General features: G+C 74.3%; 15 protein-coding genes and 1 tRNA gene. 3 read left to right on the forward strand and 13 right to left on the reverse strand.

The window, feature by feature from the left end:
• Nucleotides 1–13: 13 nt before the first annotated feature.
• The 3 genes from DMB38_RS09445 to lepA all read right to left on the reverse strand — a co-directional run bounded on the left by DMB38_RS09445 (nucleotide 14) and on the right by lepA (nucleotide 6,918).
• On the reverse strand, nucleotides 14–2,437 hold the full coding sequence (locus tag DMB38_RS09445; protein WP_125938916.1) for a SpoIIE family protein phosphatase: 2,424 nt from the start codon (nucleotides 2,435–2,437) through the stop codon (nucleotides 14–16).
• Nucleotides 2,438–2,976: 539 nt separating this feature from the next.
• The gene (locus DMB38_RS09450) at nucleotides 2,977–4,872 is read right to left on the reverse strand and encodes an AMP-dependent synthetase/ligase (RefSeq protein WP_164715952.1); all 1,896 of its coding nucleotides are present in this window, start codon (nucleotides 4,870–4,872) and stop codon (nucleotides 2,977–2,979) included.
• Between the two features lie 180 nt (nucleotides 4,873–5,052).
• Entirely contained in the window at nucleotides 5,053–6,918 is a 1,866-nt protein-coding gene (lepA, locus tag DMB38_RS09455; protein WP_125934795.1) for a translation elongation factor 4, read from the reverse strand.
• 192 nt (nucleotides 6,919–7,110) lie between these two features.
• Between lepA and rpsT the strand changes: the two genes are divergently transcribed.
• Entirely contained in the window at nucleotides 7,111–7,377 is a 267-nt protein-coding gene (gene rpsT / locus DMB38_RS09460; RefSeq protein ID WP_027770079.1) for a 30S ribosomal protein S20, read from the forward strand.
• A gap of 267 nt (nucleotides 7,378–7,644) precedes the next feature.
• On the opposite strand, the gene holA is transcribed toward rpsT, so the two are convergent.
• The gene (holA, locus tag DMB38_RS09465; RefSeq protein ID WP_125934796.1) at nucleotides 7,645–8,658 is read right to left on the reverse strand and encodes a DNA polymerase III subunit delta; all 1,014 of its coding nucleotides are present in this window, start codon (nucleotides 8,656–8,658) and stop codon (nucleotides 7,645–7,647) included.
• 60 nt (nucleotides 8,659–8,718) lie between these two features.
• Between holA and DMB38_RS09470 the strand changes: the two genes are divergently transcribed.
• Nucleotides 8,719–8,988, forward strand: coding sequence for a hypothetical protein (locus DMB38_RS09470; protein WP_125934797.1), 270 nt, complete (start codon nucleotides 8,719–8,721; stop codon nucleotides 8,986–8,988).
• A 31-nt stretch (nucleotides 8,989–9,019) separates the two neighbouring features.
• Here the strand turns inward: DMB38_RS09470 and DMB38_RS09475 are convergent, their stop codons facing one another.
• The 9 genes from DMB38_RS09475 to DMB38_RS09515 all read right to left on the reverse strand — a co-directional run bounded on the left by DMB38_RS09475 (nucleotide 9,020) and on the right by DMB38_RS09515 (nucleotide 21,181).
• Nucleotides 9,020–9,904 (reverse strand): YceI family protein, encoded by an 885-nt coding sequence (locus tag DMB38_RS09475; protein ID WP_125934798.1) that lies wholly within the window; start codon nucleotides 9,902–9,904, stop codon nucleotides 9,020–9,022.
• A 163-nt stretch (nucleotides 9,905–10,067) separates the two neighbouring features.
• Nucleotides 10,068–12,704, reverse strand: coding sequence for a ComEC/Rec2 family competence protein (locus DMB38_RS09480; RefSeq protein WP_125938917.1), 2,637 nt, complete (start codon nucleotides 12,702–12,704; stop codon nucleotides 10,068–10,070).
• A 145-nt stretch (nucleotides 12,705–12,849) separates the two neighbouring features.
• Entirely contained in the window at nucleotides 12,850–13,542 is a 693-nt protein-coding gene (locus DMB38_RS37660) for a ComEA family DNA-binding protein (RefSeq protein ID WP_346429501.1), read from the reverse strand.
• Between the two features lie 607 nt (nucleotides 13,543–14,149).
• Nucleotides 14,150–15,004, reverse strand: a complete 855-nt coding sequence (locus tag DMB38_RS09490; RefSeq protein ID WP_047015757.1) for a DegV family protein — start codon at nucleotides 15,002–15,004, stop codon at nucleotides 14,150–14,152.
• A 112-nt stretch (nucleotides 15,005–15,116) separates the two neighbouring features.
• Nucleotides 15,117–15,878: a hypothetical protein gene (locus tag DMB38_RS09495; protein ID WP_125934799.1), complete on the reverse strand. Its 762-nt coding sequence runs from the start codon at nucleotides 15,876–15,878 to the stop codon at nucleotides 15,117–15,119.
• A gap of 197 nt (nucleotides 15,879–16,075) precedes the next feature.
• Nucleotides 16,076–18,922 carry a leucine--tRNA ligase gene (gene leuS / locus DMB38_RS09500; RefSeq protein WP_125934800.1) on the reverse strand — a complete coding sequence of 949 codons (2,847 nt, stop codon included), beginning with the start codon at nucleotides 18,920–18,922 and terminating at the stop codon, nucleotides 16,076–16,078.
• A gap of 173 nt (nucleotides 18,923–19,095) precedes the next feature.
• Nucleotides 19,096–19,168: transfer RNA gene (locus tag DMB38_RS09505), tRNA-Ala, on the reverse strand.
• Between the two features lie 39 nt (nucleotides 19,169–19,207).
• Nucleotides 19,208–19,441 carry a hypothetical protein gene (locus tag DMB38_RS09510; protein ID WP_026276023.1) on the reverse strand — a complete coding sequence of 78 codons (234 nt, stop codon included), beginning with the start codon at nucleotides 19,439–19,441 and terminating at the stop codon, nucleotides 19,208–19,210.
• A gap of 246 nt (nucleotides 19,442–19,687) precedes the next feature.
• A complete protein-coding gene (locus tag DMB38_RS09515) occupies nucleotides 19,688–21,181 on the reverse strand; it encodes an MFS transporter (RefSeq protein WP_125934801.1) in 1,494 nt (497 codons plus the stop codon).
• A gap of 107 nt (nucleotides 21,182–21,288) precedes the next feature.
• Here DMB38_RS09515 and DMB38_RS09520 point away from each other — a divergent pair, with 107 nt between their 5' ends.
• Nucleotides 21,289–22,239, forward strand: a complete 951-nt coding sequence (locus tag DMB38_RS09520; RefSeq protein ID WP_125938919.1) for a helix-turn-helix transcriptional regulator — start codon at nucleotides 21,289–21,291, stop codon at nucleotides 22,237–22,239.
• Nucleotides 22,240–22,244: the final 5 nt, after the last annotated feature.

The raw sequence follows: 22,244 nt of genomic DNA on the forward strand, positions 1-22,244 counted from the left end.
GTCCGGCCCCGGCTCAGTACCCGCCCGGCTCCGTCCCCCGCGCCTGGAGCACCATCATCGCCAGGTCGTCCCGCGGCGGCGCCGGCGCGAAATCGTGCACCGCCGTCCTGATCCGCTCCGCCACCGCCGCCGCGCCCAGCCCCGTGCAGCACGACAGGGCCTCCGCCAGCCCGTCCCCGTCGTCGAAGAGCCGGTCCCCGTACCGCCGCTCCGTCACGCCGTCCGTCACGCACAGCAGCGTGTCGCCGGGCTCCAGGTCGAACGACTGGCTGTAGTACTCCGCGTCGTCCAGCACCCCCAGCAGCAACTGCGCGTCCGCCGCCGCCCGCACCCCGCCGTCGCTGCGCAGCAGCAGCGGCAGCGGGTGGCCGGCGCTGGCCACGGTGCAGCGGACGCCGCCGCCGTCGTGCTCGTACGGCACCAGCTCCCCGTAGAGCAGCGACAGGAACCGCGCCTGCTCCGGCGGCAGCCCGAACGCCGTGGCCGCCTCGACGGCCTCGAAGGCGTGCTCCACGAGCGTGCGGTTCAGGCCGGCGAGCACGTCGGCGACGCCGTAGCCCTCGCGCGCCAGCAGCCGCAGCACCGGGCGCGCCAGGCCCGTGACGACCGCCGCCTCCGGGCCCTGGCCGCAGACGTCGCCGAGGGCGAAGCACCAGCGGTCGCTGCCGCTGGGGAAGAGGTCGTAGAAGTCGCCGCCCGCGGCGGCGCCCTCGGCCGGCTCGTAGACGACGGCCGTGTCCATGGCCGGCATCTCCGCGATGCCGCTGGGCAGCAGACCGCGCTGGAGCACCTCGCTGATGGTCACCTGGCGCGTGTACTGGCGGGCGGCGGAGACGGCGTGCGCGACGCGGCGCGCGAAGTCCGTGACGACGGCGACGACGTCGCCGCCGATCCGGGCGACGCCGGCGCGGCCGAAGAGCAGCGTGCCGACGCGCCGGCCGCCGGCGACCAGCGGGCAGGCCAGCGCGGGGCCGCCGAGCCCGTAGCCGGCGTCTCCGGGGCCGCGGGCGACGCCGCCGCTGCCGCCGGGCCACGCGACCGGTACGGGGCGGGCGTCGGGCGGCGGCAGCGGGCACTGCTCCAGGGCATGGCGGAGCGGGGAGATCCGCTCCTCGGCGGCGTGCCAGACCTGCGCGAGGCGGGGTTCGGCGCCGTCGGCGCCTTCGAGCCAGACGGCGCTCCAGTCGGCGAGCCGGGGGACGAGGAGCTGGGTCGCCAGCGAGGCGACCATGTCCTCGTCGAACTGCCCGGCGAGCATGTCGGAGGTCTCGGCGAGGAACGAGAAGGCGCCGACGCCGGCCCAGGGGCCGCCGCCGCGCAGCTCGGGGTCGGTGGCGCTGCGCGGGGTGTGCGCGGTGGCCTGGCTGGGCAGGCGGAACGGTGCGGAGTGGGCGGCGTACGGGTCGGTGTACGAGTCGGCGGGGTCGTCGTCGGCGAGGTCGTGCGCGCCGCGGACGGTGTCGCCGCCGGAGCCGTCCGCGTGATGCGGTACGCCCCGGCCGTGGGCCGCGTCGTCGGGTACCGCGCCCGTGCCGTGCGCGCCCGGCCCGCCGTGCGCCGCGCCCGTCTCCCGGCCGGGTGCCGCGGCGGCCGGGTCTTCGTCGGCAGGCTCGTCGGCGACCTCGCGCAGCGGGCCCATCCGGAACCAGACGGTCTTCTCGCTGCGCCGGTGCTCCACGCCCCAGGCGTCGGCGAGCGCGGCGACGAGCTGCAGCCCGTAGCCGTAGGACTCCTCGGGGGCCGGGAGCGGCATCACCCGGGCCGCGTGCCCGTCGGTGACCTCCACCAGCAGCGTCGGCTCCGCGGCCGGACCGCCGGCGGCGGCGCCGTCGCGCGCGAGACCCGCGGCGGTGGCGTCCTCGGTGACGAGCCGGCAGCGGACCCGTACGTCGGTGCCGGCGTGCACCACGGCGTTCGTGACCAGCTCGCTGGTGAGCAGCTCGGCGTCGTCGACCTCGGGCCCGGCGCGGCCGGCGAGAAGTTCGCGTACGAACCGGCGGGCCGCCGCGGCCGCGGGCATTCCGGCGGCGAGGGTCAGGGCGACGTCGGTCACGCCCTGCGGGCCGGGGGCGGCGTCCGCGGCCGCACCCACGGCGGGGCTTTCCGCCGGGCCCTCGATCCCGTCGTCCGTGTTCCCGTCCGGGGGACCCTCCGTGCGGGTGCCCGCGGAGCCGTCCGCCCGTGCGTCCGCGCCGTCTTCCCCCGAGCCGTCCCGGCCGCCGTCACCGCCGTCGTCCGCGGCCTCGCCGTCCGCGTCGCCCCGGGCGGCCGTACGGTGCGCTCCGCGGGCGCCGCCGCGGGTCTCCCCGCCGGATGCCGGCACGTCGTCCGCACCGTCCGTACCGTCCGCGTCGTCGGCACCTTCCGTGCCGCCTCCGCCGTCCCCGCCTGCCCCGCCGTCCGGCTCCGCGGGCTCTCTTCGCACGACCGACACCACGGTGGATCGACGTACGGCCTGCACTGCGAAGGTCGTCCCCACTGTCCTCTCCCGGCCCAATCCCGGCATACGGGCGTTCCCCACGTACCAGGGTGACAGACTGAGCTCGCCCAGATGCACCAAGTGACACAACTGGTGACCGGATATGGCCCATCCGACCCCCGCCTCACCCCCCGGACTACCCCCTCCGGCCACCCCCGCCCGGCCCTTCCCACGGGCCGCCGGTGAGGCACCGCCGCACCGTCCGTCACGGCGAAGACACAGCTCACCGCGGTGGACACGCGTGCGTACGAGACCTGCGCACTCCCGGGAGCGGCTCTCTCACCGCCCTGCCGCGGGGCCCGCGGCCACCGTCAACGGGATCGCGTACGTCACACGTTCGAGGGGCGCGACCGGCGACGCACACGCCGCCCGCACACCCCTGAACACCCTTCCAGTCCCCGTGTACGGCAACGGACGCGCCCCCGCGGACCGGCCGCAAGCGGCCATCGCCGCACGGCACTTCCGGCCCCGGGGGCGCGTCGAAAAACAGCCAGGGCTCAGGCTTCCCTGGCGCCCGCGTACATGTCCTCGATGAGGTCCGCGTACTCCTTCTCCACCACGGGACGCTTCAGCTTCAGGCTCGGCGTCAGCTCCCCGTGCTCGACGTCGAGGTCCCGCGGCAGGATCCGGAACTTCCTGATCATCTGCCAGCGCTGCAGCCGCTCGTTGAGCTGCTGCACGTACCCGTCGACCAGCTCCCGGGCCTCCGGGGAGGCGACCAGTTCGGCGTACGACCTGTCCGCCAGGCCGTTCTCCTTCGCCCAGCCGGTGAGCGCCACCTCGTCGAGGGAGATCAGCGCGGTGCAGAAGTTGCGGTCGGCGCCGATGACGAGGATCGAGCCGACGTACGGGCAGACGGCCTTGAACTGGCCCTCGACCTCGCTCGGCGCGATGTACTTGCCGCCGGACGTCTTGATCAGGTCCTTCTTGCGGTCGGTGATGCGGAGGAAGCCGTCGTCGGACAGCTCGCCGATGTCGCCGGTGTGGAACCAGCCGTCGTCCTCCAGCACTTCGGCGGTCTTCTCCGGCAGTCCGTGGTAGCCCTGCATGATGCCGGGGCCGCGCAGCAGGATCTCGCCGTCGTCGGCGATCCGCACCTCGCAGCCGGGCAGCGGCTTGCCGACGGTGCCGGTGCGGTAGGTCTCCAGGCGGTTGCAGAAGCTGGCGGCGGCGGACTCGGTGAGCCCGTAGCCCTCCAGGATGGGGACGCCCGCGCCGTCGAAGAAGTACCCGATCTCGGGGGCGAGGGCGGCGGATCCGGAGACCATGCCGCGCATCCGGCCGCCGAAGGCGGCGCGGAACTTGCCGTAGACCAGCTTGTCCGCGAGGGCGTGCTTGGCCGCCAGGCCGGCGGGCGCGGTGCGCTTGCCGGTGCGGCGGTGGTTGTCCTGCGTGACGCGCGCGTACTCGCGGGCGACCTCGGCGGCCCACAGGAAGATCTTGTACTTGGCGCCGCCGCCGGCCTTCGCCTTGGCGGCCACGCCGTTGTAGACCTTCTCGAAGATCCGCGGGACGCCGCACATCTGGGTGGGCCGGACCACCGGCAGATTCTCGATGATCTTGTCGATCCGGCCGTCGACGGCCATCACGTGCCCGACCTTGATGTGCCCGGCGGTGAGCACCTTGCCGAAGACGTGCGCGAGCGGCAGCCAGAGGTACTGGGTGTCCTCCGGCATGACCAGCTCGATGCCCTCGATCGCGTAGCCCATGTACGACCACGCGTCGTGCGCCAGCCGCACGCCCTTGGGACGGCCCGTGGTGCCGGAGGTGTAGATGAGGGTGGCGAGCTGCTCGGGGCGCAGGGCCCGGATGTGCTCCCGTACCGCCTCGGGGTGCTTCTCCAGATAGTCGGCGCCGCGCCGCTCCAGCTCGGCGAGGGAGAGCACCCAGCCGTCCGGGTCGCCCTCGGCGGCGACGGCGTCCGCCGCCTCCACCACGACGACGTGCGCCAGGTCGGGCAGCCCCGCGCGCATCTCGCGCGCCTTGGCGAGCTGGGCGGCGTCCTCGGCGACGAGCACGCGGCTGCCGGAGTCGGCGAGGATGTACGCGGTCTCCTCGGCGTTGGTGCTGGGGTAGACCGTGGTGTTGGCGCCGCCGGCGCAGAGGATGCCGAGGTCGGTGAGGATCCACTCCAGCCGGGTGTTGCAGGCGAGCGCGACCCGCTCCTCGGGCTGCAGGCCGAGGTCGAGCAGCCCGGCGGCGATGGCGAAGACCCGCTCGGCGGACTGCGCCCAGGTCAGCGACCGCCACTCGTCGCCCTCGCCGGCGGTGGCCGCGGGCACCGGGTACTGGAACGCCTCCCGGTCGGGGGTGGACTCGACGCGGTCAAGGAAGAGCGTGGCGACGGACGGCGGGCGGCTGTCCAGCTTCGTCTGGGTTTCGGTCTCGGTCACTGCATCCTCCGGCCCTGCTCTTCGCTGGTAACTGGCGAGTAACCAGCAGATTAGAGGGTGACATCGAACGGCGTAAGGGTCTGCAAGGCTCGGATAGGTCTCGAAGCCGGGCCGGGCGGGGGGTCCCGCGCCCGGCCCGGTCCGTACGATTCCGCTTCGCGCCGCCCGGGGCGGCAGCCGCTACTTCTTCGCCTTGCCGTCCTCGTCCGAGGAGAGGACCGCGATGAAGGCTTCCTGCGGCACCTCCACGTTGCCGACCATCTTCATCCGCTTCTTGCCCTCCTTCTGCTTCTCCAGCAGCTTCCGCTTCCGGGAGATGTCACCGCCGTAGCACTTGGCGAGGACGTCCTTGCGGATGGCGCGGATGGTCTCGCGGGCGATGACGCGGGAGCCGATGGCCGCCTGCACGGGCACCTCGAACGCCTGCCGCGGGATCAGCTCCTTCAGCTTGGCGACGAGACGGACGCCGTAGGCGTACGCCTTGTCCTTGTGCGTGATCGCGGAGAAGGCGTCGACCTTGTCGCCGTGGAGCAGGATGTCGACCTTGACGAGCTGGCTGCTCTGCTCGCCCGTGGGCTCGTAGTCGAGGGAGGCGTAGCCGCGGGTCTTCGACTTGAGCTGGTCGAAGAAGTCGAAGACGACCTCGGCGAGCGGGAGCGTGTAGCGGATCTCGACGCGCTCCTCGGAGAGATAGTCCATGCCGAGCAGCGTGCCGCGGCGGTTCTGGCACAGCTCCATGACCGAGCCGATGTACTCGCTCGGGGTGAGGATCGTCGCCCGTACGACCGGCTCGTAGACCTCCTCGATCTTGCCGACGGGGAACTCGCTGGGGTTGGTGACGACGTGCTCGGTGCGGTCCTCCAGCACGACGCGGTAGATCACGTTGGGCGCGGTGGCGATCAGGTCGAGGTTGAACTCGCGCTCCAGCCGCTCCCTGATCACCTCCAGGTGCAGCAGGCCGAGGAAGCCGACGCGGAAGCCGAAGCCGAGCGCCGCCGAGGTCTCCGGCTCGTAGACCAGCGCGGCGTCGTTGAGCTGGAGCTTGTCGAGGGCGTCGCGCAGCTCGGGATAGTCGGAGCCGTCGACCGGGTAGAGCCCGGAGAACACCATGGGCTTGGGGTCCTTGTAGCCGCCGAGCGGCTCGGTGGCGCCCTTGGTGAGCCGGGTGACGGTGTCGCCGACCTTGGACTGGCGGACGTCCTTGACGCCCGTGATCAGATAGCCGACCTCGCCGACGGAGAGGCCGTCGGCCGGGGTCATCTCGGGCGAGTTCGTCCCGATCTCCAGCAGCTCGTGCTGGGCGCCGGTCGACATCATCTTGATCCGCTCGCGCTTGCCGAGCGTGCCGTCGACGACCTTCACGTACGTCACGACGCCGCGGTACGAGTCGTATACGGAATCGAAGATCATCGCGCGGGCGGGGGCGTCCTTCACCCCCACCGGCGCCGGCACCTGCCGGACCACCTCGTCGAGCAGCGCCTCGACCCCTTCCCCGGTCTTCGCCGAGACGCGCAGCACGTCGGAGGGGTCGCAGCCGATGAGCCCGGCCAGCTCGGCGGCGAACTTCTCCGGCTGCGCGGCGGGCAGGTCGATCTTGTTCAGCACCGGGATGATCGTGAGGTCGTTCTCCATCGCGAGGTAGAGGTTCGCGAGGGTCTGCGCCTCGATGCCCTGCGCGGCGTCCACCAGCAGCACGCAGCCCTCGCAGGCGGCGAGCGAGCGGGAGACCTCGTAGGTGAAGTCGACGTGCCCCGGGGTGTCGATCATGTTGAGGATGTGCGCCCGGCCGCTGCTCTCGCCCTCGGAGGGCGACCACGGCATGCGTACGGCCTGGGACTTGATCGTGATGCCGCGCTCGCGCTCGATGTCCATACGGTCGAGGTACTGCTCGCGCATCTGGCGCTTGTCGACGACTCCGGTGATCTGGAGCATCCGGTCGGCCAGCGTCGACTTGCCGTGGTCGATGTGCGCGATGATGCAGAAATTGCGGATCAGCGCGGGCTCGGTACGGCTGGGCTGCGGCACGGTGGTTTCGGTCGCGGGCACCTAGGGGTCCTGTCGGGAGGGAGGGGCGTGTCTGCACTCGTCGCCCCCATGGTCCCATGCGCGCGGGGCCGGGAGCGGTTTGGGCGGCCGTCCTGGCTGCTGGTAGCCTGAGCCACTGTGCCTGGACCCGGTGAGGTCCGGCAGTTCAGGTCCCACAGGACGATCGACGAACATCTCTCAAGAGGCAGCTACGTGGCGAACATCAAGTCCCAGATCAAGCGGATCAAGACCAACGAGAAGGCCCGGCTGCGCAACAAGGCCGTGAAGTCCGAACTGCGCACCGCGATCCGCCGTACTCGCGAGGCCGTCGAGGCGGGGGACGCCGAGAAGGCCGTGGAGGCGCAGCGCGCCGCCGCCCGCAAGCTGGACAAGGCGGTCAGCAAGGGCGTCATCCACCGCAACCAGGCGGCGAACAAGAAGGCCGCCCTGGCCAAGCGCGTCCAGGCCCTCCAGTCCTGACCCCGGGCCCCCGGGGGCCCACCCCCGGCCGGCAGTCGCGAGCCCTCTCACTCCGCTCCGGTCGGGCACCGAGAACACCACGCCGCACGCGGCCTGCGTTCGCCACGCGGGTGCGGCGCACAGCAACTCCGCAAGGCCCCGTCCCAGCCCCTCCCCAGGGCCCCGGCGGGGCCTTGCGCATGGGCGCGTCGGGCCCGGGCCACGGCACGGAGGCGGACCGGGCGCCGCGGTCGTTCCCCGGTGGCTCCCGGACCCGTAGGTGCCCGGTCAGCGGGGGCGGGCGGCTGTGCTGATGGTGACCACGGCTTTCTCCAGCGCGTAGGCCGGGTCGTCCGAGCCGCCCTTGACGTCCGCGTCCGCCTGGGCCACCGCGCGGAGCGCCGTCGCCACGCCGTCCGCGGTCCAGCCGCGCATCTGCTGGCGGACGCGGTCCACCTTCCACGGCGGCATGCCCAGCTCGCGGGCCAGGTCGGCGGGGCGCATGCCGCGGGGGGCCGAGGCGAGGCGGCCGATGGAGCGGACCCCCTGGGCGAGGGCGCTGGTGAGCAGGACCGGGGCCACACCCGTGCCCAGCGCCCAGCGGAGCGCCTCCAGGGCCTCGGCCGTACGGCCCTCGACGGCCCGGTCGGCCACCTCGAAGCCGGAGGTCTCGGCCCGGCCCGTGTAGTAGCGCGCGACGACCGCGTCGTCGATCGTGCCCTCCACGTCGGCCGCGAGCTGCGCGCAGGCGCCGGCCATCTCCCGCAGGTCGGAGCCGATCGCGTCGACCAGCGCCTGGCAGGCGGACGGCGTCGCGGTGCGGCCCGCGGCCCGGAACTCGGCCTTCACGAACGCCAGCCGGTCCGCGGGGCGGGTCACCTTCGCGCAGTCGACCTCGCGGGCGCCGGCCTTGCGCGCCGCGTCCAGCAGGCCCTTGCCCTTGGCGCCGCCGGCGTGCGCCAGCACCAGGGTGATCTCGGGGGCGGGTGCGGCCACGTACGCCTTGACGTCCTTCACCGCGTCGGCGGCGAGGTCCTGCGCGCCCCGCACCACCACGACCTTGCGCTCGGCGAAGAGCGACGGGCTGGTCAGCTCGGCGAGCGTGCCGGGCTGGAGGGCGTCGTGGGTGAGCTCGCGCACGTCGGTGTCGGGGTCGGCGGCGCGGGCGGCGGCCACGACCTCCTGCACCGCGCGGTCGACCAGCAGGTCCTCCTGGCCCACGGCGAGCGTGACGGGGGTGAGCGGGTCGCCGCCGGCGCTGCCGCCCTTGCTGGTCCTGGGGTTCCGCGTCGTGGCTGCCATCGCCGTACAGCATCCCACGCCGGTACGACACCGCCCGCGGCCGCGGGCACAATGGGCGGCGTGAGCGACCTGACCTTCGTACTCGTGCTGCCCGACCGCGACGCCGCGGAGGAGGTGGCCGGGCTGGCCGTGGAGCGCTTCGGTCTGGCCGGGGAGCCGCAACTGATCCGCGACGCCCTGGCCGGCGAGGACGACGCGGAGGACGCGCAGTGGCTCGTCGTCGTCGAGGACGCGCGGGAGGAGGCGGCGGCGGGTCTGGAGGAACTGGCCGAGTCGTACGACGGCTGGCTGGAGGGCTCCGCGACCGTGCCGGACGACCCGGCTGGCTGACCGGCCGGGCGCACGGCGCGGGCCCGTGGCGTCAGCCTGCCGCCACCACCTGGATGTCCAGTTCGATCTGGATGCTGGAGCCGACGACGGCGATGCCGCGGGCGAGCATGTGCTGCCAGTTGAGGGTGAAGTCCTCGCGGTGCAGTTCGGCCGTCGCCCGGCAGGCGGCGCGCAGTTCGCCCTCCATGCCGTAACCGGTGCCGAGGTAGCGGGTGTCGAGCGTGACGGTGCGGCTGACGCCGTGGATGGAGAGCGCGCCGGTGACGGCCCAGCGGGCACCGCCGCGGTGGAGGAAGCGGTCGCTGGCGAACTCGATCGCCGGGTAGCGCTCGACGTCGAGGAAGTCCGGGGAGCGCAGGTGGTCGTCGCGCATCTTGATGTTGGTGTCGATGCTGGCCGCCTTGATGGCGACGCGCATGGCCGAGTCCTCCATGCGCCGGCCGATGCGCAGGGCGCCGTTGAAGGCGTTGAACCGGCCGCGTACGCGCGCCATGCCGATGTGCTGCGCGACGAAGGCGATGGTGGTGTGCGCCGGGTCGATCTCCCAGTCGCCGGGCGGCGGGAGCTGCGGCAGCGGGGAGGGGCCGAGGGCGAGGTCGCCGAGGGAGTTGTGGGCTCCTTCCGCGACTTCGATCTCGCCGCGGTACGGGGTGAAGCCCTCGGCGTTGATCGAGAGCCGGTAGCTCCCGGCCGGGACCGCGACGACGAAGGTGCCGAACGGGTCGCTCTCGCCGCTGACGACCTTGCGCCCGGCGGCGTCGGCGAGCACGATCTCCGCCTGCGGCAGCGGCTGGTCGACGGGGTCGAGCACGCGGCAGCTCAGCACCCCCGCGTGTGCAGGGACCCGCACGCCGACCAGACCGGCGCCGCGCCGGGTTGCCGTGGCCGGGGATCTGCGCCGAAGACGACCGATCATGAAGCATCCACCCCCGTGGAATTTCAGTGGCTCGGGCACTCATTCGAGCACTGGTTCTGCTTTCTATGCAAACCGGGGGTTCACCGCCAGGTTGTGACGGCTGGGGCGGGCTTGGGTCAAGTGCCGGAGTTCACCGGCCCGTTCGGATCCGTTTCCGGCCCGGCTAGCTGCCGCCGAGGGTGGCGGCGGGGGCGCGGTCCTCTGCGTCTCCTTCGGCGGTGAGGGCGAGCGGGCCGTGCAGGTCGGTGCGGAGCACCGCGGCGCCCTGGGCGCGCAGGGCGGCGACGGTACGGGGCGAGGGGTGGCCGTACGGATTGCCGGCGCCCGCGCTGACGAGGGCGAAGCGGGGTCTGAGGCGCCGTAGCAGCTCGTGGTCCTGGTACGCCGAGCCGTGATGCGGCACCTTCAGCGCGTCGAGGCGGGGCAGCCGGGGGACGGCGGCGAGCAACGCGCGCTGGGCGGGCGGCTCCAGGTCCCCGGGGAGGAGCACGGTGAGCCCGGCCGTCTCCACGAGGAGGGTGACGCTGGCGTCGTTCGGCTCGGCCGGGGGCGGTGCGCCCGCCGCCGGCCACACCACCTGCCACGACAGCCCGCCCACCCGGCGCCGCTCCCCCGGACGCGCGCGGACCACCGGCACGCCCGCGGCGGCGGCCGTACGGCGCACCGCGGCCGCCTGGCCCGGGGGTTCGTCCAGGCCGCCGACCTGGATGGCGCCCACGGCCCGGCCCCGCAGCACGCCGGCCAGACCGGCGACGTGATCGTCGTGGAAGTGGGTGAGGACGACGAGCGGGATACGGCGGACGCCGAGGTCGCGCAGGCAGCGGTCGACCAGCGCGGGGTCGGGTCCGGTGTCCACGACGACCGCCTCCCCGTCGCCCGCGGCCAGCGCGAGCGCGTCGCCCTGGCCGACGTCGCAGGCCACGAGGCGCCAGCCGGCGGGCGGCCAGCCGGTGAGGACCCGGGTGAGGGGGACGGGGCGGAGGACGGCGAGCAGCACGAGGAGGGCGCAGGCGACGCAGAGCCACCGGCGGCGGGCCAGGCGGCGGAAGCCGAGCAGGAGGGGAGGCGTCGCGGCGGCCAGGGCCAGCCCGCCGTACCACCCGCCCGGCCAGCCGTACGTGGCGCCGGGCAGCGCCGCCCCGGTCCTGGCGACGGCGGCGATCCACTCCGCCGCCCAGCCCGCGGGCGTCGCCAGCACCTCGGCGACGGGCATCGCGGGCAGGGCGACGGCGAGCGCCGCGAACCCCAGGACGGTGGCGGGCGCGACGGCGAACTCGGCGAGCAGGTTGCACGGAATCGCGACCAGGCAGACCCGCGCCGCGAGCACGGCGACGACGGGCGCGCACACCGCCTGCGCGGCCCCGGCCGCTGCCAGCGCCTCGGCGAGCCGCGGCGGCACCCGGCGGGCGCGCAGCGCCGCGCTCCAGCGGGGCGCGAGGGTGAGCAGCGCGGCGGTGGCCAGGACGGAGAGGAGGAAGCCGTACTCGCGAGCGAGCCACGGGTCGTAGAGGACGAGCAGCAGGACGGCGGCGGCGAGGGCGGGCAGCAGGGAGCGGCGGCGGCCGGTGCCGAGGGCGAGCAGGGTGAGGAGCCCGCAGACCGCCGCCCGCAGGACGCTGGGCTCGGGGCGGCAGACGACGACGAAGCCGAGGGTGAGGAGCCCGCCGAGGAGCGCCGTCGCGCGCAGCGGAATGCCGAGCCGCGGCGCGAGCCCGCGGCGCTCGGCGCGGGCGGCGAGGTGGGGCGGTCCGATGAGCAGGGCGAGCAGGATCGTGAAGTTGGCTCCGCTCACGGCGAGGAGATGAGTGAGGTCGGTGGCGTGGAAGGCGTCCTGGAGCTCGGCGGGGATGCGGGAGGTGTCGCCGACGACGAGCCCGGGCAGCAGCGCGCGGGCGTCGGCGGTGAGCCCGTCGGTGGCCTCGCGCAGCCCTGCCCGCAGCGCGCCCGCGGCGCGCTGCGCGGCGCTGGGCCCGCCCACGACGTCCGGCGGCCCGTCCCCGGCGACCCGCAGCACGGCCCCCACGGCCCGGCCGCCCCCGGAGTCCGGCGAGACCCGCGCGTCGACCCGCACCCGGGTCGAGGGCAGAAGCCCCAGCCACGCGTCCCGCGCGGCGGCGTCACGGGGCTGCACGAGGACCAGCACGGGTGTCCGCACGCGGGCGGTCTGCGGGGCGGTGGCGGGTGGCGTGGGAGCCGGGCCGGCGGCTTCGGGGGGTGCGCCGACGGCCGTTGTGGCGGGGGGAGTCGGCGTCGGATCGGCGGAGGTGGTCGGCTCCGGAGCGGCGGCTTGCGGTGCGGGAAGGGCGGCCGGGGGGCCGGCGGCGGTCTGTGGTGCGGGGCTCTTCGGCGACGCCCGGGGCGTGTCCGTGGGGCGGGTGGTGACGTGGCGGGCTTCGGCCCTGAGGAGTACGGCGGCGGGGACGGCGGCCGGGCCGCGGGCCTGCGGGCGGGTGAGCCGGGGGTCGGAGGTCACCTCCATCTCGACGGTGGCCTGCCCGTACCGTTCGGCGACCGCGGGCAGCGGCCCCCGGTGGAGGTCGGCACCGTGCAGCGCCGCAACGCCCGCCCCCGCCGCACCGCAGAGCAGCGCCGCCGCCCCGGCCACCAGCACCCGCGACCGCGCGGCGGCGGCCGGGCGGACGGTGGCGGCGCCGCGTCCCGGGCGCAGCCCGTGCCACCTCCCGCGGAGGCGGGCGGCGGCAAGCAGCGCCAGCGCGACGGCCGTTGCCAGACCGCACGCCACCGGCACCGCCGCGCCCTCCCGGCCCAGCGCCAGCGCCGCCGCCGCCCAGGCGGCCAGCGCGGGCGGCACCAGCCGCAGATCGACCGGCCCCTCCGCCGCGGGGGCCCGGCCCGCCGTACCGTCCGCCCGCGGCGGGCCGGGTAACCGGCCCCGGGGTGCCGGGGACCGGCCAGGTGCGGCGGTGGCCGTGGTCGGGGCGGGGTCACGGCTGGACATGGGGGCGGAGGTCCGCGAAGCGGCTGTCACCGATGCCGTTCACGTCGCGGAGTTGCTCGATGTCGGTGAAGCCTCCGTTCTGGTCGCGGAAGTCGATGATGTGCTGCGCCAGCACGGGGCCGATGCCCGGCAGGGCGTCGAGCTGTTCCAGCGTCGCGGAGTTGAGGCTCACCACCGCGCTCGGTCCGGTCGCCGGCGAACCGCCTCCCGCCGGTGGGCTCGGGCCCGTCGCCGGTGGGCCCGGTGGCGCGCCCGACGCCGCGGGCGGCGGCTCGCCGACGACGATCTGCTCGCCGTCGACCAGCGGCCGCGCCCGGTTGAGTCCGTCCGCCTCGGCGCCGGGGCGGACACCGCCCGCGGCACGTACGGCGTCCTCGACGCGGGACCCGGCAGGCAGCCGGTGGACACCCGGCTCGCGCACCTTGCCGACGACGTCCACCACCACGTCCGCCGCCGCACTGGCGCCGGGCTCCCCGGCGGCATCCGGCACCGCCGCCTCCGCGGCGGGCGATGGCGCCGAGCCGCGTGCCTCCGGAGGGTGTACGGGCTGGGGGCGGCCGGACCAGAAGTGATACGCGGCGAGCGCGACCCCGGCGACGAGCACCAGCACCAGGGCCGCGCACGTCCCGGGCTCCAGCCCGCACCGCAGCCGGATCCACACCGGCAACCGCTCCCGCACCGCGACCCCCCACCGCTCCCATCGCCCCACCTCCCCGCGGTCGCGGGCCGGTTGGCCGCCGTCCCCCTCGGGCGGTTGCCGATCGGTGCCGTCCGGGCGTGAGCGCGAGGGCGATGGCGAGGCACCGGGCGCCGCTCGGCCCGCTTCCTCCGCCGCTGGAGGCGGAGCGCCCCGGCGCCACCCCGGCGGCGCGGCCGGCTCCGCGGGCTGCGGCCCGTGCGGCTCCCCCGCCGTACGCCGGCCTTCGGCGGACCGTCCCGGCTTCGCCGGCCCCGGCCCCTCCGCACCCGCCGTACCTGTCGGAGGAAAGCGGGGCGGGTCCTTGCTCGTCCAGCGGAGATGCGGGCGCGGGTCGTCCGTGGGGTGGCGGACAGGCGGGCCGAGCATCGTCGTTGCTCTCTGGCGCAGGTGCTCCCGCGACGTGGTCCGCGGCGTCCCCGCCGGCCCGCTCCCCCGCCGGCGGCGGCCGCGCGGCTCGTGGCGGCCCGGTCCCCTGGTCTCCGTACCCGTTCGTGCGCTCATGGCCCGAAGGTACGAGCCCCGCCCCCACCCCCGCTGATCACCGGCAATTCCTGTGGATAACTCGCCGGTTGTGGACAACCCGCGGCTACGCGCCGCCCCGTCGCGACACCACCGCGCCCAGCAGCCCCGGCCCCGTGTGCGCCCCGATGACCGCGCCCACCTCGCTCAGATGCAGCTCCCCGAGCCCCGGCACCCGCTCCCGGAGCCGGTCCGCCAGCTCCGCCGCGCGCTCCGCCGCCGCCAGGTGGTGCACCGCGACGTCCACCGGGCCCTCCGCCGCCCGTTCGAGCACCAGCTCCTCCAGCCGCAGGATCGCCCGGCTCGCCGTACGGACCTTCTCCAGCAGCTCGATCCGCCCGCCGTCCAGCCGCAGCAGCGGCTTGACCGCCAGCGCCGAGCCCAGCAGCGCCTGGGCGGTGCCGATCCGGCCGCCGCGGCGCAGGTAGTCCAGGGTGTCGACGTAGAAGAACGCCGAGGTGCCCGCCGCCCGCCGCTCCGCCGCCTCCACCGCGTCGTCCACGGTGCCGCCCGCCTCCGCCGCCTCCGCGGCGGCGATCGCGCAGAAGCCGAGGGCCATCGCCACCATGCGGGTGTCCACCACCCGCACCGGCACCGGCGCCTCCTTCGCCGCCAGCACCGCCGCGTCGTACGTCCCGGAGAACTCCGCGGACAGGTGCAGCGACACGATGCCCCGCGCGCCCGCCTCCGCCGCCTTCCGGTACGTCGCCGCGAAGAGCGCCGGACCGGGCCGCGAGGTCGTCACCGGGTTCCGCTTGCGGAGCGCCTCGGCCAGTGAGCGGGCGGAGATCTCGGTGCCCTCCTCCAGCGCCCGGTCACCGAGCACGACCGTCAGCGGGACGGAGATGATGCCGTGCCGCCGCATCGCCTCGGGAGGCAGATAGGCCGTGGAATCGGCGACGATCGCGACATCGGAGGACATGCCCAAGACACTACTGGGCTTGCCGAACACCCCGCATCCGAGGGCCCGCACGGCGCGTACGGGCTAGGCGGTCCCGCCCAGGTCACGCCCGGTGTCCCGGCCGCGGACAGCGCTACGCCGACTCCGGTTTGCGCATCTTCTCGATCTTCGACAGCAGCGCCTGGAAGGCGTCCTGCCCCTCCGGCGTCCCACCGGACGACAGCGCCGGCGGCTGCTTCGGCGACCGGCCCGCGCCGTCCGCCGGCCGCGCCTTTTCACCGGGAGCCGCCTCGGACGGCCCCTCGGACGACGCGGCGCCCGGGGCGGTGGTCTCCTGCCCGTCAGCCGGCGTCCAGTGCCGCAACGCGCCGGTCTCCAGGTCGATCTGCGTCGTCAGCGCGTCCAGCCCGTCCTCGTCCTGGGCCGTGTGCCGCGCGCGGTCCTGCGCCGCCCAGCGCAGCGAGTTCGCCGACTGCGCGATCCGCTCCGCGCGGCCGCGCAGCTCCGGCAGCCGCTCGGCGATGCGCGACTTGTCCGGCTCGCGCTCCAGGTGCCGCAGTTCGCCGTCGACCTGGCGCGCGTACTCGTGGAGCCGGTCGAGCAGGCCGATCGACTCCCGCAGCCCGGGGTCGCCCTGCACCGCGTGCTCCAGCTCGCGGCGGGTGGCGTCGATGGAGTTGCGCAGGGAGAGCCGCAGGCCCGCGATGTCGCCGGCCGCGCCGGGCTGCACCGCGCGGCGGGCCCTGAGCGTCGTCTCCTGGACCGTTCTGCGGGTGTCGGCCACCGTGCGCTCGACGCCCCGCTTCACCGCCCGCGTGGCCTTCACGGTCAGGACCACGCCCGCCGCGACACAGAGCACGAAGAACAGCGCCAGCAGAGCGACGACGACGTCCATGAGGTCCGCATCCCTCCATCTCGGGCCGCGCAGCCCCGGGCGGCCACGGCAGGCGGTCTGCCCTCCAGCGTACGGGTACGGGAAAGGCCGGGCGGCCCCGCAGGCCCCCGGCCTTCCCGGAATCGTCCCTTAGGGAACGCCCCCCGGGGACCCGCCCGCGGCCGCTCCCGCGTCTCGCACGAAGGCGCCGGGCGGCCTCAGATGACCACGTTCACCAGCTTCGGCGCCCGTACGATCACCTTCCGCACCTGCGCCCCGCCCAGCGCCCGCACCACCGACTCGTCCGCCAGCGCCGCCGCCTCCAGCTCCGCCTCGGTGATCTCGGGCGACACCTCCAGCCGGGCCTTGACCTTGCCCTTGACCTGCACCACGCACGTCACCGTCTCGTCGGCCACGTACCGCGGATCGGCGACCGGGAACGGCTCGTAGACCACCGTCGTGCCGTGCCCCAGCCGGTGCCACAGCTCCTCGGCGACGTGCGGCGCCAGCGGCGCGACCAGCTTCACCAGCGTCTCGGCGACGCTCCGCGGCACCGCGGGCAGCTTGGTGACGTGGTTGTTCAGCTCCGTCACCTTCGCGATGGCGGTGTTGAAGCGCAGCCCCGCCATGTCCCTGGTGACCCCGTCGACGGCCTTGTGCACCGCCCGCAGCGTCGCCTCGTCCGGCTCGGCGTCCACGACGGCGACCGCGCCGGTCGACTCGTCGACGACGTTGCGCCACAGCCGCTGCAGCAGCCGGTACTGGCCGACGACCGCGCGGGTGTCCCAGGGCCGGGAGACGTCCAGGGGGCCCATCGCCATCTCGTACAGCCGCAGCGTGTCCGCCCCGTACTCGGCGCAGATCTCGTCCGGCGTGACGGCGTTCTTCAGGGACTTGCCCATCTTGCCCAGCTCGCGCCTGACCTGCGCGCCGCCGTACCAGTAGCCGCCGTCGCGCTCCTCGACCTCCGCGGCGGGCACCGGGAAGCCGCGGGCGTCGCGGTAGACGTACGCCTGGATCATGCCCTGGTTGAACAGCTTGTGGAACGGCTCGGCGGACGAGACGTACCCCAGGTCGTACAGCACCTTGGACCAGAAGCGGGCGTACAGCAGGTGCAGCACGGCGTGCTCGGCACCGCCGACGTACAGGTCGACGCCGCCGTGCGGCTTGCCCTCGGCCGGGCCCATCCAGGCGCGCTCGATCGCCGGGTCGACCAGGCGCTCGGCGTTGTGCGGGTCCAGGTAGCGCAGCTCGTACCAGCAGGAGCCGGCCCAGTTGGGCATGGTGTTGGTCTCGCGCCGGTAGCGCCGCGGCCCCGAGCCGTCGCCCAGGTCCAGCGTGACGTTCACCCAGTCCGCGTTCCGCGACAGGGGCGTCTCGGGGCGGCTGCCGGCGTCGTCCGGGTCGAAGGTGCGCGGCGAGTAGTCCTCGACCTCGGGCAGCTCCAGCGGCAGCATCGACTCGGGCAGGGCGTGGGCGACGTCGTTCTCGTCGTAGACGATCGGGAAGGGCTCGCCCCAGTAGCGCTGGCGGCTGAAGAGCCAGTCGCGCAGCCGGAAGCTGACCGTGCCCTCACCGACGCCGTTGTCCTCCAGCCAGGCGATGATCTTCCGCTTGGCGTCGGCGATCTCCAGGCCGTTCAGGTCGATGCCGTCGCCCGCGGAGTTGATCGCGGGTCCTTCGCCGATGTACGCCTTGCCGTCCCAGTCGGCGGGCGGCTGCACGGTGCGGATGATGGGCAGCTCGAAGACCTCGGAGAACTCCCAGTCGCGCTGGTCCTGTCCGGGTACGGCCATGATGGCGCCGGTGCCGTAGCCCATCAGGACGTAGTCGGCGATGAAGACGGGTACGCGCTCGCCGTTGACGGGGTTCAGGGCGTACGCGCCGGTGAACACGCCGGTCTTCTCCTTGGCTTCCGCTTGCCGCTCCACGTCGGACTTGGCGGCGGCCTGCGCGCGGTACGTCTCCACCGCCTCCGCGGGCGTGGCGTGCCCGCCGGTCCACACCTCGTGGGTGCCCTGCGGCCAGCCGGCCGGGATGATGCCGTCGACCAGCGGGTGCTCGGGCGCCAGCACCATGTAGGTGGCGCCGAACAGGGTGTCGGGGCGGGTGGTGAAGACGGAGACCCGCGTGCCCTCGTGGCCGTCGACGGGGAAGTCGACGCGGGCGCCCTCGCTGCGGCCGATCCAGTTGCGCTGCTGCAGCTTGATGGCCTCGGGCCAGTCCAGCTCGTCCAGGTCGGCCAGCAGCCGGTCGGCGTAGGCGGTGATCCGCATCATCCACTGCCGCAGATTCGCCTTGAAGACGGGGAAGTTGCCGCGCTCGGAGCGGCCGTCCGCGGTGACCTCCTCGTTGGCCAGCACGGTGCCCAGGCCGGGGCACCAGTTGACCGGGGAGTCGGAGGCGTACGCCAGCCGGTAGCCGCTCAGCACCTCGGCGCGCTCCTCGGGCGTCAGCTCGCCCCAGGGTCGCCGGTCGGGCGTCTCGCGCTTGCCGGTCTCGAACTGCTCGACCAGGGTGGCGATCGGGCGGGCGGCCCCGGCCTCCTCGTCGTACCAGGACTCGAAGATCTGCAGGAAGATCCACTGGGTCCACTTGTAGTAGTCCGGGTCGATCGTGGCGAACGACCGGTCCCGGTCGTGCCCCAGGCCCAGGCGGCCCAGTTGGCGGCGCATGGAGACGATGTTCGCCTCGGTGGTGACCCGGGGGTGGGTGCCGGTCTGCACGGCGTACTGCTCGGCGGGCAGGCCGAAGGCGTCGAAGCCCATGGTGTGCAGGACGTCGTGGCCCGTCATGCGCTCGTAGCGGGCGAAGACGTCGGTGGCGATGTACCCCAGCGGGTGGCCCACGTGCAGGCCCGCGCCCGAGGGGTACGGGAACATGTCCATGATGAACTTCCGGGGCCGGTCCGACGCCGCGGCCGTGTCCACCGCGTACGTGCCCTCGCGCTCCCAGAAGTCCTGCCAGCGTCCCTCGATCTCGGCCGCCAGGGCCGCGGTGTAGCGGTGCGGTGCCGTCGGCGGCACCGACTCGGTGGCGGCGGCGGTGGTCGTCTCGCTGCTCATCGTCCTCAAAGCTCCTGGTGGTCTCTGCCTGCGGTCCGGATGCGGAAACGAAAAAACCCCTCGCACAGGAGGGGACGCCGCGCTGAGTGTTTCCTGCCGTCAGCGCGGCCCGCTAAGCAGAAGGCGTCGGGCACGCATGCGCTCAGGATATCGCAGCCTGAAGGGGAGCCGAGTGGAGCTAAGGAGATTCGAACTCCTGACCCCTTGCATGCCATGCAAGTGCTCTACCAACTGAGCTATAGCCCCTGGGCGGGCTTCACCCTACCCCACCGCGGCGGTGGCGGATCAGGCGGTCGCGAACGAGTAGAAGCGCTTGAGCGTGCAGTGCTCGTCCAGCAGCCGGCCGTAGATCGGCTCGCCCTCCAGCTCGCGGTACGTCTCGATGGGATCGCCCTTTATGATCAGCGCCCGCGCGCACTCCTCGCACCAGTACTGGTAGTCGGGGTTGAGCGGCTCCATGTCGCGCACGATGGGGGTGCCGTTTCCGCACCAGTCGCACTTCCTGCTGTGTGCTCCCATCACTCAGCTCCAGCTATGGCCGCAGGCCGTGCACACATAGGACACTCCGCCGTTGTCACCGAGCACCTGCGCGACGTGCGAGGAACCGCAGGCTGGACAGTGCAGGGCGGAGGCGCGGATGGCTCCCGGCCGGCGGGACCCGGCCGCCGGCTGCCTCCTGGTGGCGCACGAAGGCATCTCGCAGCCCCTCCCTTCGGCTTCCGCCCTGTGAGGATGCTGTGATTCTGCCACGCGCGGCCGAGGTGGTCAGCGCCGATACCGGTACCGAACCCCCGCAAGCAGCCCGAGCACCCCCACAGCGGCCAGCGCGAGCAGCGCGTACCACACCGCGTCCGCTGAACTACGCGCCGTGAGCGCCCCCACGCGCTCCAGATACAGGGTGCCGATCGTCGCCACGCCGATGAGCCCGCCGAGCTGTGCGGTGGTCGTCAGCAGCCCGCTGGCGTGCGGCGCGTCCTCGGTGCGTACGAGCGCGAGCGCGGCCGTCAGGTTGGGGCTGAAGGCCAGCGCGAGGCCCAGGCCGACGCCGGTCAGCCCGGCGTAGAAGCCGGGGCCGCCCTCGCCGGCGTCGCGCATCGCCAGGCCCACCGCCAGGAACGACACCGTGAGCGTCACGAAGCCCGCCGGCACCAGCGCCGGGTGCAGCCGCTCCGGGAGCCGCTGCCAGGTCAGCCCGGCGGCCCCGAAGGCGACGGCGGTCGGCACGAAGGTAAGCCCGGCGCGCAGCGGGCCGAAGCCCAGCCCCGACTGCAGGTGCAGCGCCATGACGAACATGAACGCGCCGTTGAGCACCATCGCAAGCCCGGAGCGCACCACGGCCACGGGCATCCCCGGCGCACGCACCACGCGCGGAGGGAACAGCGGCACGCCCCCGCGCCGGGCCAGGCCCGACTCGTACGCCGCGAAGGCCACCGCCGCCGCGACGCTGCCGCCCAGCATCACCCAGCCCCAGACGGGCCAGTCCAGCTCCTGCCCGAGCACCAGCGGCACGGTGAAGAGGGTCACCGCGGCCGCCAGCAGCACCAGCCCGCCGCGGTCGAGGACGCCGCCGTACGGGGCGCCGCCCGCCGCGGACCGCGGCTCGTCGCGCGGCAGCAGCCGGGCGCCGAGCACCAGCAGCGGCACGCCCACCACCACGTTCACCAGGAACACCGGGCGCCAGCTCCAACCGAAGAGGTCGGCGCTCACCAGCAGGCCGCCGGCTATCTGCCCGGCGGCCGCGCCGGTGGCCAGGACGGCCGCGTAGACGCCGAGGGCCCGGACCCGCTCGGTGCCGGTGAAGTTGCGCTGGATGAGGCTGAGCACCTGCGGGATCATCGCCGCCGCGCCCGCGCCCTGCACCAGCCGGAACGCGATGAGCTGTCCCGAGGTGGCGGCCAGCCCGCAGGCGAGGGAGGCGGCGGTGAAGAGCACGAGGCCGCCGAGGTACATGCGGCGGTGGCCGAGCATGGCGCCCAGCCGGGCGCCGGTGATCAGCAGCACCGAGTACGAGATGACGTACCCGGCGATGATCAGTTGCAGCTCGGCCCCCGAGGTGCCCAGGTCGGTGCGCATGGTGGGGGCGGCGACGTTGACGATGAAGACGTCGAGCAGCGCCATGAACTGCCCCGCGAGGACGATGCCGAGGAGCCAGCCGGTACGTGTGCCGGGTGCGTTGTCGGTGCCGCGCGCTTTACTGGAGACGGCGGCGGCGCCCGGCGCGCTCCCGCCGCCGGGGGACGTCGTGGTGGTGTCAGGCATGCAGCGAGCATCCCCCGAGCGTCGTACTGGTAGTGAGAGTCTGCTGATGCTGGTATTGACAGCACCTGGCACGGCGGGCGCAACGCCCTGACCCTGGAGAGATGAGCATGACGACGATGGCGGCCGGACGCCGCAGGCCGGAGCTGGCGGCCTTCCTCCGCAGCCGCCGGGCGCGTATCACCCCCGCGGACGTCGGCATGCCGCCGGGACCGCGGCGCCGCACCCCGGGGCTCCGCCGCGAGGAGGTCGCGCAGCTCTCCGGCGTCGGCGTCACCTGGTACACGTGGCTGGAGCAGGGCCGGCGCATCAACGCCAGCCCCCAGGTGCTCGACGCGGTGGCGCGCACCCTGCGCCTGGACGCGATGGAGCGCGAGCACCTCTACCACCTGGCCGAGGTGCCGTACGCGCCCGAGCCGGCCGCCGCCGCCCAGTCCGTCGGCCCCGAGGTGCTGGGGATCCTCGCCGCCATGGACCTGCCCGCGGCGGTCTACAACTCCCGCTATGACGTGCTCGCCGCCAACGAGCTGTACGAGCGGATGTTCCCCGCCGTCCGCGCCGCCGGGCCGCAGGGCCGGAACGTGCTGTGGCAGCTCTTCTCCGCCCGCGCCTGCTGCTGCGCGATGGTCAACCGGGACGAGGAGCTGCCGATCCTCGTCGCCACGTTCCGCGGGGCGTACGGGCGGCACGTCGGCGAGCCCTCCTGGGAGCGGCTGATCCGCACCCTCTCCGAGACCAGCGAGGACTTCGCGGAGATGTGGCGCAGCGGGGACGTGGCGCCGCCGGGCTCGCGCATCAAGGTCGTGCAGCACGCCTCGGTCGGCGAGCTGCGCTGCGTGTCGACGTCGCTGTCCATCACGGGCGCGCCGGAGACCCGGATCGTCGTCTACACCCCCGCGGACGAGACGAGCCGCAAGCTGCTCGACTGCCTGCGGACGCTGGCGGACCCTCTGATCGGCTGCCCGGCCCACGCGCGCCCCCTCTCCGAGGAGCGCGCCCGCCAGGCGGCGCTGAAGGGGCCGGAAAACGACGAATCCCGCCCCAGCGGGACGGGATCCTGAAGAAC

Origin of the sequence: Streptomyces sp. WAC 06738, from assembly GCF_003945505.1 — a bacterium.
In the GTDB taxonomy this organism is placed as follows: Bacteria; Actinomycetota; Actinomycetes; order Streptomycetales; family Streptomycetaceae; genus Streptomyces.

What these genes read in the sequence shown, in the direction of transcription:
- DMB38_RS09510 (WP_026276023.1), bottom strand. Translation starts at nt 19,441, where the DNA reads ATGGGAGCACACAGCAGGAAGTGCGACTGGTGCGGAAACGGCACCCCC.
- DMB38_RS09475 (WP_125934798.1), bottom strand. Translation starts at nt 9,904, where the DNA reads ATGATCGGTCGTCTTCGGCGCAGATCCCCGGCCACGGCAACCCGGCGC.
- DMB38_RS09495 (WP_125934799.1), bottom strand. Translation starts at nt 15,878, where the DNA reads ATGGACGTCGTCGTCGCTCTGCTGGCGCTGTTCTTCGTGCTCTGTGTC.
- DMB38_RS09490 (WP_047015757.1), bottom strand. Translation starts at nt 15,004, where the DNA reads ATGTCCTCCGATGTCGCGATCGTCGCCGATTCCACGGCCTATCTGCCT.
- holA (WP_125934796.1), bottom strand. Translation starts at nt 8,658, where the DNA reads ATGGCAGCCACGACGCGGAACCCCAGGACCAGCAAGGGCGGCAGCGCC.
- DMB38_RS09515 (WP_125934801.1), bottom strand. Translation starts at nt 21,181, where the DNA reads ATGCCTGACACCACCACGACGTCCCCCGGCGGCGGGAGCGCGCCGGGC.
- leuS (WP_125934800.1), bottom strand. Translation starts at nt 18,922, where the DNA reads ATGAGCAGCGAGACGACCACCGCCGCCGCCACCGAGTCGGTGCCGCCG.
- DMB38_RS09520 (WP_125938919.1), top strand. Translation starts at nt 21,289, where the DNA reads ATGACGACGATGGCGGCCGGACGCCGCAGGCCGGAGCTGGCGGCCTTC.